We start from the raw sequence: 12,271 nt of genomic DNA, 5'->3' as shown, positions 1-12,271 counted from the left end.
GGACGAACTGTCAGATTCACGACTCAAAGCAGGTTCTCCCGGTTGGCTCCGCCGCTCGTCAGTAAGGTCCTTGGGCGGCTCGGCGGCGCGCACCACCATACTGTCCGCCGTGGGCGGACACCCGAGGCGCCGGGCAACGCCCCCGTCCCGGGCCGCCGTGCGGTACTGAAAATGATCACTGCGGCCGGTACTTACTTGCCAAGTCGGGCCGCTTGCGCACCGTTGGCCCGCATCTGCGAACCGGTGGCACAGATCACAGCCAGCACGATGCCGCCCACGAGGAAGACGTACGTGCCCAGTCCGGCGCCGAAGAGGAAGTCGCCCTCGGGCCGGGAGTCGCTGAGCAGGATCACGGTCACCAGCCAGCCCGCGCCCGGCGCGAGCACGCCGCCGGTCCGGCCGAGCGCCAGCGCGCCGCCGTAGAAGAGGCCGCCGGCCGCGGCCAGCGCCAGCAGCAGTCCGCCGGGGAACCACGCCGCCTGGACGAGCCCGCCCGCGGTCGCCACGACCGCGCCGAGCAGGAACAGCAGGACGTACGCGGCCACCCGGCCGGGGCTCAGCGGTGCGGCGAGGCCGGTGGCGGGCGCCGTGCCCGGCGTCCCGGCTCCGGCCCCGGCCGCCGCCGCGCCCCGGCTGCCCGTGGCGGCCGCGGTCGCGCCCGCCTTCGGCCCCTTGCCGCCCGTCGTGGCCCTGGTCCGCTTCTTCGCTCCGCTCATACCGCCTTCTCCTTCTGGTCCTCGTTGCACTCCTCGTCACTGCCGTCGTCCGCCACGCCCGCGAAGAGGTCGTCCTCCCGCTCTCCGGCCGCGGCGCCGGACCTGCCCCGTACGAGCTGGTAGTGCTCCGTCGCGAACAGGGGCTGGCCGAGGTCGTTGGAGAGCGCGAAGAAGGGGCCCTCGACGGCGATCTGCGTGCCGTGCGCCCGCATCGCCGCCGCCTTCGCGGCCCCGTACCGCTCGCCGCCGGCGACCGAGGCGGTCACCGTGGTGTCGTCCACGACCCCGGGCACGTCGTCCACCTCGGCGACGCCGGGGAAGGACAGGCCCGCCGCGCGCAGCAGCGCGAAGCCCTCCTCGACCACCGAGCGGGGGTTGCGGTTCCAGTAGATCTTCGCGATCCGGTGCGGGGCGCCCAGCTCCGGGCGGAAGTCCGGGTCGGCGGCGAGGTCGGCGGCGCGCATGGCGACGCGGTGCGCCTGGATGTGGTCGGGGTGGCCGTATCCGCCGTTGTCGTCGTAGGTGACCAGCACCTGCGGCCGCACCTCGCGGACGACGGCGACCAGGTGTCCGGCGGCCTCGTCCGGGTCGGCCCGCCAGAAGGCGCCCGGCCGCTCGTTCTGCGGGGCACCCATCATCCCGGAGTCCCGGTAGCGGCCCGCGCCGCCCAGGAAACGGTGGTCGCCGACGCCGAGCTCCCGCATGGCGGCGGCCAGCTCACCGACGCGGTACGGGCCCAGGGCGTCGTCGCGGTCCGGCGCCAGATGGGCCAGGTCCGGCGGGATGACCTCGCCCTCCTCGCCCCGGGTGCAGGTCACGAGCGTGACCAGGGCTCCCTCGTCCGCGTACCTGGCCATCGTGGCGCCATTGTTGATGGACTCGTCGTCCGGGTGCGCGTGGACGAGCAGCAGCCGGCGGGCGGGGAGGTCGGTCATGGAGACAGCGTACGAGCCGGGCGGCCAGGACCCTGCATCCCGATCCGGCCCGCCCGGCCCGTCCCCCGGCCAGGGGCTTCGCCCACCGTCCGCGCACGGGCCCTGGCCGGCGGCCGGCGCCGTGCGCGAGGGTGTCTAGAACTTGATGCCGCCGAGCATTCCCGCGACGTTGGTCGTCAGCTGCTTGATGGTCGGACCGATCGACGAACTGGCCAGATAGAAGCCGAGCAGCATGCACACCAGCGCATGCCCCGTTTTCAGCCCGGACTTCTTGACGAGCAGGAAGACGATGATCGCCAGCAGCACCACCGCCGAAATCGTTAGTGCCACGGCGGCTCACCTCCAAGTACGCACGGTCCGAATAGCGTTGGGACGGCGCGGGGCCGCCGGCTGACGGCCTCGCGGGCACGGGGATGTCACGCTCCACTCCCATACCCACTCCGCGGAGGGGATCATAACTTTCCACGCTCGCGCATATGTCGGTGCACGGGAGCAGAACGGGGGCGCACGCGATCATCGCGAGTGCGGCCCCGCCCGGCGCGCGGCCCCGTAGGCTCGTCCGCATGACCGGACAGCTCTCCTTCCCCCGGCAACACGCCCGCACCCAGCGCTTCTCGCTGGGCGCGCCGCGCGGCTTCGCGGTCGCGCCGGACGGCTCGCGCGTCGCCTTCCTCCGCTCCCGTACGGGCACCGATCGAGCGAATCTGCTGTGGGTGCTGGATCTTGACGAGGGGCGGGAGTACACCGTCGCCGACCCGGTGGCGCTGCTCGCCGGCGCGGACGAGGAGCTGTCCCCCGAGGAGCGGGCGCGCCGCGAACGTACGCGCGAGGGGTCGTCCGGTGTGGTGGGTTACGCCGTGGACGCGGCGCTGGAGCTCGCCGCCTTCACCCTCTCGGGCCGCCTGTTCACCGCCGAGCTGCGCGCCGGCACGGCCCGTGAACTGTCCGTGCCGGGGCCGGTGGTGGACCCCCGGCCGTCGCCCGACGGGCGGCACGTCGCGTACGTGTCGCGGGGCCGGCTGCGGGTCGTACCGGCGGACGGCGCGGGCCGGGAGGACGGCGAGGCGGGCGACCGCTCCCTCGCCGAGCCGGACGGCCCGGACGTCACCTGGGGCCTCGCGGAGTTCGTCGCGGCCGAGGAGATGGGCCGCTACCGCGGCTTCTGGTGGTCGCCGGACAGCGACCGCGTCCTGGCCGCGCGCGTCGACGACTCCCCCGTGCGCCGCTGGTGGATCGCCGATCCCGCGCACCCGGACCGCGAGCCCGCGAAGGTCGCCTACCCGGCGGCCGGCACCCCCAACGCCTCCGTAGGCCTGGCCCTGCTCGGCCTGGACGGCTCACGCACGGACGTGACGTGGGACCACGAGCGCTACCCGTATCTGACGCGGGTGCACTGGTCGGCGGCGGGCCCGCCGCTCCTGCTCGTCCAGAGCCGCGACCAGCGCGCCCAGCGGTATCTGACCGTCGACACGAAGACCGGCGCGACCAGCACCGTGCACGCCGACGAGGACCCGCGCTGGGTCGAACTGGCCGCCGGGGCGCCCGCCTGGACGCCGGACGGGCGACTGGTGCGCGTCGTGGACGAGGGCGGCGCGCGCCGGCTGTTCGTCGGCGACCGGGCGCTGACCGCGGCCCCGCTGCACGTACGCGCCGTCCTGGACATCGGCGAGGACGACGTGCTGTTCTCCGCGAGCGCCGAGGATCTGCACGACATCGGCGTCTACCGCGCCTGGTACCGAGGCAGCGGCGACCAGGGCGGCTGGGAGCGGGTCGGGCGGCGCCCGTATCCGTCGGTCTCCTCCGCGGTGCGCGGCGGGGCCGTCACGGTGCTCTCGCACGCCTGCCTGGAGCGGCCGGGCGCGCAGACGGAGGTGGTGCGCCTGGAGGCGGACGGCGGCGAGACCTGGCTGGCCGCGGTCGGCTCGTACGCCGAGGTGCCGGTGCTCGCCACCAGCCCGCGGCTCGTGCTCTCCGGTGAGCGGCAAATTCCCTGCGCGGTGGTGCTGCCGACCGGCTACCAGGAGGGCGACGGGCCGCTGCCGGTCCTCATGGACCCGTACGGCGGTCCGCACGCGCAGCGGGTGCTGGCCGCGCACAACGCCCATCTGACGGCGCAGTGGTTCGCCGACCAGGGCTTCGCGGTGATCGCCGCCGACGGGCGGGGCACCCCGGGCCGCTCCCCCGACTGGGAGAAGGCCGTGTACCGGGACCTGGCCGCGGTGGTCCTCCAGGACCAGGTCGACGCGCTGCACGGGCTCGCCGGCCGCTTCCCGCTGGATCTGGGCCGGGTGGCGATCCGGGGCTGGTCGTTCGGCGGCTATCTGGCCGGGCTGGCGGCGCTGCGCCGCCCGGACGTCTTCCACGCCGCGGTCGTCGGCGCCCCGGTCACCGACCAGCGGCTGTACGACACCCACTACACGGAACGGTATCTGGGGCACCCGGACGAGGACCCGGCCGTCTACGCCGCCAACTCGCTGGTCTGCGACGAGGGCCTGGTGGGCGCCGCGGAGCCGCACCGGCCGATGATGATCGTGCACGGCCTGGCGGACGACAACGTGGTGGTGGCGCACTCCCTGCGGCTCTCCTCGGCCCTGCTGGCGGCGGGCCGTCCGCACGAGGTGCTGCCGCTGTCGGGCGTCACGCACATGACGCCGCAGGAGCAGGTCGCCGAGAACCTCCTGCTGCTGCAAGTCGACTTCCTCAAGCGGGCGCTGGGGGTGGACTGAGGCCGGCGGGCCGGGCGGGCGGCGTCACCAGTTCGGCGGGAGCTTCGAGGGCGGGGGCGGGGGCGCGTAGCCCGGTGGCAGCCGCACGCCCACCGGGCCGGTCGTCGCGCCGCTCCCCGGGCGGACCAGCGCCGGCAGCGCCGCGAGACCGGCCATGGCGGTGAACGCCGCCGTGGCGAGGTCGAGTTGACTGCGTACGGCCAGGTCGGGGAAGCGGCCGAGCAGCCCCGCGTGCTGTCCGGCCGCCAGTGCCGCCGCTCCGTGCGCCAGCAGCAGAGTGGCGGTCACCAGCCCCAACGGTCTCGCGGAATGGGAGCGTTGGGCTGCCCTGACGGCCGACACGAGTGCCAGCAGCACGAGGGACAGCAGGTACCAGTCGGCCGGAGGTTGCAGCAGCGAGCGGTACGCCTCGCCGCCACCGGTGACACCACTCCAATAGGCACCCCACCCCATTCCCCGTGCACGGTCGGACTGCCAGGCCGCCAGCGCCAGCCCCGCGCCGCCCAGCGCCAGGGCGGACACCACCGCGGGCGCGCGGCGCAGGCGGACGGCCGGGCGGGCCACGCCGCCGCGTCCGGCCGACTCGGCCGCCAGCAGGAGCACGCTCACCACGAGCACGGCACCGGTGGTGATCAGCGCCCACAACCTGACGTCCGGCTCCGCCCCGAGCGCCCCGTCCGCGCCGAGGCTCCGCAGCAGGGGCGCCCGTAACAGCAGCGTCGCACCGGCCACCGCCGCCGGCGCACCCGCGGCGGACGGCGAGCGGCGCAGCACCGCCACCGCCGCGAAGAGGCAGCAGAGCCCCAGCACCGGGTCCAGCAGGGTGGTCACCCAGACCGCCGAGCCTTCCGGTCGTACCGTCTCGCCCGCCCACAGCCACCACACGTCCGGCGGGCGTTCGGCCATCGCGAGGTCGCGGGCGATCCATCCGGCGCCCGGCAGCGCGAGCAGCAGGCACAGCAGTGCGCCGAGCCCTCCGGCGCCGGGCGCGCGAGCCCTTCTCCGCCCCATGACGTGGCCCACCCCCTGCCCCCGCACGGACAGGTCTACTCCACTCGCCGCACGGGGACAACAGTAGTGGCGCAGACGGAAGTTGGCGGTCCGGTAGGACCTCCGGCCGGGGCGGTCACAAGTCCGCCCCGGCCGGGTCACGGCACCCGCACGGCCGTACGCTGTCGAGGATGGCGCGTCCGTATATCGGCGTGACGACAGTCAAGTTGCCGCCGCGTTACGGATGTTGGGAGCGAAATGTCGCCCATGCCGCGCACCGCGCACCCCTGTCAAGCACGCCGTGGCGTCAATCTGCGCAATCTTCGCTCAAGAAGCGGACACCGCCCGGTCGAGCGTTCACCGTCCTCTTGACTGGGCCATAAATCACTTGCCAAAGTCCGCTCAACCAGCGGTGCGAATCAGCTCCGCTTCCAGTTGCAAGTGAACTCGGTGCGGGGGAACTTCGCGATGACCAGTCCGTCCCAGACCGCGGTAACGCAGACCGATCCCTCCGGACTCGGACCCGAGGGGTCGCGGAAAGTCAAGGACCGTAAGGGCGGGGAACTGGTCGGCCGTTCCCCCGGCCAATTGATGTGGATCAGGTTCAAGCGCGACCGGACCGGGGTGATCAGCGGATGCGTCGTTCTCGCGTTCTTCTTGATCGGTCTGCTCGCGCCCCTGATCTCCAAGCTGTACGGCAAAGATCCGTACACCCGGTACGGGCAGATCATTCCGGGCCTGCTGGTGAACGGATATCCCGCGGAGCCGAACGGAGGCATCTCCTCGGAATTCTGGTTCGGAATCGAACCCACCCTCGGCCGTGACGTGTTCATGCAACTCGTCTACGGCATCCGGACCACCCTTTACCTCTCGGTCGCCATCACTCTCGTATCGGTACTCACGGCAATCGTCATGGGAGTGGCCGCCGGATACTTCGGCGGCCGGGTCGACTACTTCATCGGCCGGATCATCGACCTGCTGATGGCCTTTCCCAACCAGCTCTTCTTCGTCGCGTTCGTCCCCGTGGTCGGCGCGATCTTCGTGGCTCCCGAGGACGCGATGGCGACCTGGATGCGCTGTCTCATCCTGATCCTGGTGCTGTGGTTCCTGGGCTGGATGAGCCTGGCCCGGCTGCTGCGCGGCACCGTCCTGTCCCTGCGCGAGCGGGAGTTCGTCGACGCCGCCAAGGTCAGCGGCGCCTCCCCGGCGCGCATCATCCGGCGCGAGCTGCTGCCGAACGTCATGACGCCGATCCTGGTGCAGACGACGTACATGCTCCCCAACTTCGTCACCTCGATCGCGGGCCTGTCCTTCCTCGGCGTCGGCCTGGTCGAGCCCACCCCCGACTGGGGGCGGATGTTCGCCAACGCCGCCGAGTACTACCGCAACGACATCACGTACTTGTTCTTCCCCGGCATCGCGATGGTGGTCTTCATCGTCGCGTTCAACCTCCTCGGGGATTCCGTCCGGGACGCCTTCGACCCGAAACGCGCCCGGTGAACCGTGTTCCACGGGGGGTGCTGCCACCCCAGCACCGCACACGTCAGGCAGCGGCCACGGAACTACGACAGGCAGGTGCATCCACCACCATGAAGACAGTCCGTACGCACAGAGCACGCGCCACGGTCGTGGCGCTGTCCGCGGGGGCGCTGGTCCTGACCGCCTGCAGCAGCGGGGCCGGCAAGGGGGCGGAGGACGACCAGGGGCGCGAGAAGGCCGAGAGCCAGCGCGCCCAGATCGCCTTCGGCGACGCCAAGGCGTCCACGGGACCGGCCGAGGCGGTGCCCGGGGCGACCTCCGGCGGCACCCTCAAGGTCTACCAGCGCGACACCTACGACCACCTGGACCCGGCGCAGATCTACGTCAGCGACGAGGGCACCCTCTCCACGCTGATCTTCCGCCGTCTGACCTCGTACCACCTGGACAACAGCGGCAAGTACACGGTCGTCGGCGACCTGGCGACGGACAGCGGCAAGTCCACCGACGGCGGCCGCACCTGGACGTACACCCTGAAGAAGGGCCTGAAGTTCGAGAACGGCTCGCCGATCACCTCCAAGGACATCCGGCACACCTTCGAGCGGACCTTCGCGAACTTCATCTCCAACGGCCCGACGTACGTGCAGCGCTGGCTGGCCGACGCGGAGGGCAACGAGTACCGCAAGCTGCTGCCGGGCGGCCCGTACGGCGGCAAGCACCTGCCCGACAGCGTGCTGGAGACCCCGGACGAGAGCACCGTGCGCTTCCACTTCAAGAAGCCGGTCGGCGACCTCCCGTACGCGCTGGCCATGGCCGGCTACGCGGTCGTGCCGGAGAAGGGCGACACCAGGGAGCGGTACGACAAGAACCCGGTCTGCTCCGGGCCGTACAAGATCCAGCCGGGGTCGTTCAAGTCCGGCAAGGGCATGTCACTGGTCCGCAACCCCAACTGGGACCCGAAGACGGACATCACCCGCCACCAGTACGTCGACCGGTTCGACATCCAGTTCGGCGTCTCCTACCCCGACTCGACGCAGCGGCTGATGTCCGACAGCGCCGACAACAAGACGGCCGTCAGCTTCAACAACCAGGTCGACGCGGCCAGCCTCCAGCAGGTGGCCGGCGAGCCGGACGTCAAGAAGCGCTCCACCTCCGGCTACCAGCCCTACGTCGGCGCCATCAACTTCAACATGAAGCGCCTGAAGGACAAGAAGGTCCGCGAGGCCATCGCCTACGCGATCCCCATCCAGGCCATCCTGGACGCGTTCGGCACGCCGGGCGGCGGCGAGCTGGCGGGCAGCTACATCAGCCCGACGCTCACCGGCCACAAGGACATCGACCCGTACGGCAAGCTGAAGAAGCCGATGGGCGACGTGGAGAAGGCCAAGCAGCTGCTCAAGGAGGCCGGCAAGGTCGGCATGAAGCTGACCTTCGCGTACACCAACGCGCCCGAGCCGCAGAAGTACTCGGTCGCGGTCGCCGACAACCTGCGCAAGGCCGGCTTCAACGTGCAGAACAAGGACCTGCCGTCGGACACGTACTACGACATCATCGGCAAGGTCGACAACCAGTTCGACATCTACCCGTCCGCCTGGGGCGCCGACTGGCCCAGCTCGCTGACCGTGATCCCGCCGGTCTACGACGGCCGGCAGATCCAGGACAACGCGCCGAACTACTCGCACTACAACAACCCCGCGGTCAACAAGGAGATCGACCGGATCTCCCAGATGACCGACCAGAAGCAGGCCGCGCACGACTGGTTCGCGCTCGGCGAGCGGATTCTCAAGGAGGACCTGCCGCAGCTGCCGACCTTCTACTACAAGCAGGTCCAGCTGCACGGGTCCAAGGTCGGCGGGGTCGTCAACAACGACATCATCAGCTCCGTCGACCCGACCAAGATGTACGTGAAGAAGTAGCGACGCCGGCGCCCCGGCGCCGACCTCGCGCCGTGCGCCGCCCGCGCCCGGTGTGCCCGCCGCCCCGGGCGGGCACACCGGCCCGGCGCACCCCCGACCTTCCGGCTGCCCACGAGAGCTGCGACTGCCATGCTGCGTTTCCTCTTCCGCCGGTCCCTCGGCGCGATCGTGATCCTGCTGATCATCAGCGCGTTCACGTTCTTCCTCTTCTTCGCCGCCCCCCGGGATCCCGCGCTGCTGGCCTGCGGAAAGAACTGCACGCCCGACGCCATCGCAGTGATCCACAAGAATCTCGGACTCGACAAGCCCGTACCGGTCCAGTACTGGGAATTCATGTCCGGCATCGTGACCGGACGGGATTTCGCGCAGGGGCCCTGCCCGGCCCCCTGCTTCGGCTATTCGTTCGCCAACGGCGACCCCGTCTGGGCCACGATCGTGGACCGGTTCCCCACCACCATCTCGCTGACGATCGGCGCCGCCGCGGTGTTCCTGACCGTGGGTGTCGGTACGGGAATGATCGCCGCCTGGAAGCAGGGCCGGCTCATCGACAAGATTTTCAGCTCGTCCTCGCTGGTGCTCTCCTCGATGCAGATCTATTTCATCGGGCCGATCGTGCTCGCGCTGCTGGTCTACAACCTCGGCTGGTTCGGTCAGCCGAAATACGTGCCGATCACCGAGGACCCGCTGGGCTGGTTCCTGGGGCTGATCATTCCGTGGTGCGTGCTGTCCGTCATCTTCACCGCGCAGTACACGCGTATGGCCCGCTCGTCGATGATCGAGCAGCTTCAGGAGGACCATGTACGGACCGCGCGGGCGAAGGGAATGGCGTCCCGTGCGGTCTTCTTCCGCTATGCCTGGCGCGGCTCGCTCATTCCCATCGTCACCATTTTCGGCATCGATCTCGGCTCCCTCTTCGGCGGCGCGATGATCACCGAATACACCTTCGCACTGCCGGGCCTGGGCACCCTGGCCGTGAAGTCGGTGCAGAACACCGACCTGCCCATGACCATGGGCGTGATGCTGTTCGCCGCGACCTTCATCATCCTGTTCAACATCGTGGTGGACGCCTGCTACGCGTTCATCGACCCGCGCGTGCGGCTGTCCTAGGAGAGACCCCGTGTCCACACTCACCCGGCCCGCGGACGCGCCGGTCCCGGCCGCCTCCGGCCCGTTCCTGTCCGTCCGCGACCTGTACGTGCGGTTCGCCACCGAGGACGGCGTCGTCAAGGCGGTCGACGACCTCTCCTTCGACCTGGAGCGCGGCCGCACCCTCGGCATCGTCGGCGAGTCCGGCTCCGGCAAGTCGGTGACCAACCTCGCCATCCTGGGCCTGCACAGCCCCAACTACACGACCATCACCGGTGAGATCGTGCTCGACGGCCACGAGCTGACCGGCGCCCGCGAGAAGGACCTGGAGAAGCTGCGCGGCAACAAGATGGCGATGATCTTCCAGGACCCGCTGACGTCGCTGTCGCCGTACTACACGGTGGGCCGCCAGATCGCCGAGCCGTTCGTCAAGCACACCGGCGCGAGCAAGCGCGAGGGCCGCAGGCGCGCGGTCGAGATGCTCGACAAGGTGGGCATCCCGCAGCCGACGCTGCGGGTGGACGACTATCCGCACCAGTTCTCCGGCGGGATGCGACAGCGTGCCATGATCGCGATGGCACTGGTGTGCAACCCGTCCCTGCTGATCGCCGACGAGCCGACGACCGCGCTGGACGTGACCGTACAGGCGCAGATCCTGGACCTGCTCAAGGACCTCCAGCAGGAGTTCGGCTCGGCGATCATCCTGATCACCCACGACCTGGGCGTGGTCGCCAACACCGCCGACGAACTGCTGGTGATGTACGCCGGGCGGGCCGTCGAGCGCGGCACCGTCAAGGAGATCCTCACGGAGCCGCGGCACCCGTACACCTGGGGCCTGCTGGGCTCGATGCCGCGGCTGTCGGCGAGCGTGGAGGAGCCGCTGACACCGATCCCCGGCGCGCCGCCGAGCCTGCTCTCGCCGCCGTCGGGCTGCCCCTTCCACCCGCGCTGCGGCTTCGTCCCCGAGGTCGGCGGCACCCGCTGCCAGGACGAACGCCCGGCGCTGGCCCCGGGCCGGGCCGCGGCCTGCCACCTGGACGCCGAGCAGAAACACACCCTGTTCACCGAACAGATCAAGCCCCGGCTGGGCTAGGCCGTGTCTTTCGGATCACCCTGGGCCCGCGGCGCCTGGCACGGCCCCTCGCGGCGTTGTCGCATCACCCACGGACACCCAGTCCGAGGGCAATGCTCCGCCTTGCGATGCACCGCACCAGACGCCGCGGGCTGATCCAGGCTGATCCAAAAGACACGACCTAGGAGCGAACCCATGAGCACACCCGAAGACGTCATCGTGCCCGCTCCCCGTCCGGCCGCCGGCGGGCCCGGCGATGTGCTGCTGAGCGCCGAGGGCCTGACCAAACACTTCCCGATCATGGCCGGGTTCCCGTTCAAACGCCGGATCGGCGCGGTACAGGCGGTCGACGGCATCGACCTGACCGTGTACAGCGGTGAGACCTTCGGCCTGGTCGGCGAGTCCGGCTGCGGCAAGTCCACCACCGGGCGGCTGCTGACCCGGCTGCTGGAGCCGACCGGCGGTTCGATCACGTACCGGGGCCGGGACATCACCCACGCCGGGCGCAAGGAGCTGGCGCCGGTCCGCTCCGAGATCCAGATGATCTTCCAGGACCCGTACTCGTCGCTGAACCCGCGGCAGACGGTCGGCACCATCATCGGCGGGCCGATGGAGATCAACGGCATCGACCCGGAGGGCGGCCGGGAGCACCGGGTCCGCGAACTCCTGGAGATCGTCGGTCTCAACCCCGAGCACTACAACCGCTTCCCGCACGAGTTCTCCGGCGGCCAGCGCCAGCGCATCGGCGTCGCCCGCGCGCTCGCCCTGGAGCCGAAGCTGATCGTCGCGGACGAGCCGGTCTCGGCGCTGGACGTCTCCATCCAGGCCCAGGTCGTCAACCTGCTCCAGGAGTTGCAGCGCGAGCTGGACATCGCGTTCCTGTTCATCGCGCACGACCTGGCGATCGTGCGGCACTTCAGCCAGCGCGTCGCGGTGATGTACCTCGGCAAGATCGTCGAGGTCGGCGACCGGGACTCGATCTACCACCGGCCGCGCCACCCGTACACCCACGCGCTGCTCTCCGCCGTCCCCGAGGCCCGGCTGCTGGACGCGCAGGACGAGGCGGACGACCGAGAACGCATCCGGCTGGCCGGCGACGTGCCCTCGCCGATCGATCCGCCGTCGGGCTGCCGGTTCCGTACGCGCTGCTGGAAGGCGCGCGACAAGTGCGCCGCCGAGGAGCCGCCGCTGGTGCGGATCAGCGGCAACGCGGCCGGGCACCTGACGGCCTGCCACTTCCCGGAGGAGCCCACGACGGCGGCGCGGGACACCGACATCGTGCTGGACCCGGCACTGGCGGCGATCGAGGACGCGGCACCCGGGCCCGAGGCGGCCCACGGGGATTCCTGAACGG

10 protein-coding genes are annotated in these 12,271 nt (G+C 70.9%); 6 read left to right on the top strand and 4 right to left on the bottom strand.

What is annotated here, in order from left to right:
* Positions 1-191: 191 nt before the first annotated feature.
* From ACFV57_RS30490 to ACFV57_RS30480, 3 genes are all read right to left on the bottom strand, one after another.
* Positions 192-716, bottom strand: a complete 525-nt coding sequence (locus ACFV57_RS30490; RefSeq protein WP_385238802.1) for a DUF6113 family protein — start codon at positions 714-716, stop codon at positions 192-194.
* On the bottom strand, positions 713-1,651 hold the full coding sequence (mshB, locus tag ACFV57_RS30485; RefSeq protein ID WP_385238800.1) for an N-acetyl-1-D-myo-inositol-2-amino-2-deoxy-alpha-D-glucopyranoside deacetylase: 939 nt from the start codon (positions 1,649-1,651) through the stop codon (positions 713-715). The genes ACFV57_RS30490 and mshB overlap by 4 nt, the downstream gene beginning before the upstream one ends.
* Positions 1,652-1,786: 135 nt before the next feature.
* The gene (locus tag ACFV57_RS30480; protein WP_030020272.1) at positions 1,787-1,981 is read right to left on the bottom strand and encodes a hypothetical protein; all 195 of its coding nucleotides are present in this window, start codon (positions 1,979-1,981) and stop codon (positions 1,787-1,789) included.
* A 233-nt stretch (positions 1,982-2,214) separates the two neighbouring features.
* Here ACFV57_RS30480 and ACFV57_RS30475 point away from each other — a divergent pair, with 233 nt between their 5' ends.
* Positions 2,215-4,377 carry a prolyl oligopeptidase family serine peptidase gene (locus tag ACFV57_RS30475; protein WP_385238798.1) on the top strand — a complete coding sequence of 721 codons (2,163 nt, stop codon included), beginning with the start codon at positions 2,215-2,217 and terminating at the stop codon, positions 4,375-4,377.
* 24 nt (positions 4,378-4,401) lie between these two features.
* On the opposite strand, the gene ACFV57_RS30470 is transcribed toward ACFV57_RS30475, so the two are convergent.
* Complete coding sequence (locus tag ACFV57_RS30470; protein WP_385238796.1) at positions 4,402-5,388, bottom strand: hypothetical protein; 987 nt, start codon at positions 5,386-5,388, stop codon at positions 4,402-4,404.
* 447 nt (positions 5,389-5,835) lie between these two features.
* On the opposite strand from ACFV57_RS30470, the gene ACFV57_RS30465 reads away from it, so the two are divergent.
* From ACFV57_RS30465 to ACFV57_RS30445, 5 genes are all read left to right on the top strand, one after another.
* Positions 5,836-6,867, top strand: a complete 1,032-nt coding sequence (locus ACFV57_RS30465) for an ABC transporter permease (RefSeq protein WP_385238794.1) — start codon at positions 5,836-5,838, stop codon at positions 6,865-6,867.
* A gap of 89 nt (positions 6,868-6,956) precedes the next feature.
* Positions 6,957-8,759, top strand: coding sequence for an ABC transporter substrate-binding protein (locus ACFV57_RS30460; RefSeq protein WP_385238792.1), 1,803 nt, complete (start codon positions 6,957-6,959; stop codon positions 8,757-8,759).
* Between the two features lie 129 nt (positions 8,760-8,888).
* Complete coding sequence (locus ACFV57_RS30455) at positions 8,889-9,866, top strand: ABC transporter permease (RefSeq protein ID WP_385238790.1); 978 nt, start codon at positions 8,889-8,891, stop codon at positions 9,864-9,866.
* Positions 9,867-9,876: 10 nt separating this feature from the next.
* Positions 9,877-10,938 carry an ABC transporter ATP-binding protein gene (locus tag ACFV57_RS30450; protein ID WP_385238788.1) on the top strand — a complete coding sequence of 354 codons (1,062 nt, stop codon included), beginning with the start codon at positions 9,877-9,879 and terminating at the stop codon, positions 10,936-10,938.
* 174 nt (positions 10,939-11,112) lie between these two features.
* Positions 11,113-12,267: an ABC transporter ATP-binding protein gene (locus tag ACFV57_RS30445; RefSeq protein ID WP_385238786.1), complete on the top strand. Its 1,155-nt coding sequence runs from the start codon at positions 11,113-11,115 to the stop codon at positions 12,265-12,267.
* Positions 12,268-12,271: the final 4 nt, after the last annotated feature.

This window comes from Streptomyces sp. NPDC059788, assembly GCF_042732265.1.
Lineage (GTDB): Bacteria > Actinomycetota > Actinomycetes > Streptomycetales > Streptomycetaceae > Streptomyces.
Note: the sequence above shows the minus strand (reverse complement) of the source record. Positions and strands in the feature narration are given on the sequence as shown.

Excerpts from the sequence above, each read along its gene's own strand:
- ACFV57_RS30490 (WP_385238802.1), bottom strand. The coding sequence starts at position 716 with ATGAGCGGAGCGAAGAAGCGGACCAGGGCCACGACGGGCGGCAAGGGG.
- mshB (WP_385238800.1), bottom strand. The coding sequence starts at position 1,651 with ATGACCGACCTCCCCGCCCGCCGGCTGCTGCTCGTCCACGCGCACCCG.
- ACFV57_RS30475 (WP_385238798.1), top strand. The coding sequence starts at position 2,215 with ATGACCGGACAGCTCTCCTTCCCCCGGCAACACGCCCGCACCCAGCGC.
- ACFV57_RS30470 (WP_385238796.1), bottom strand. The coding sequence starts at position 5,388 with ATGGGGCGGAGAAGGGCTCGCGCGCCCGGCGCCGGAGGGCTCGGCGCA.
- ACFV57_RS30465 (WP_385238794.1), top strand. The coding sequence starts at position 5,836 with ATGACCAGTCCGTCCCAGACCGCGGTAACGCAGACCGATCCCTCCGGA.
- ACFV57_RS30460 (WP_385238792.1), top strand. The coding sequence starts at position 6,957 with ATGAAGACAGTCCGTACGCACAGAGCACGCGCCACGGTCGTGGCGCTG.
- ACFV57_RS30455 (WP_385238790.1), top strand. The coding sequence starts at position 8,889 with ATGCTGCGTTTCCTCTTCCGCCGGTCCCTCGGCGCGATCGTGATCCTG.
- ACFV57_RS30445 (WP_385238786.1), top strand. The coding sequence starts at position 11,113 with ATGAGCACACCCGAAGACGTCATCGTGCCCGCTCCCCGTCCGGCCGCC.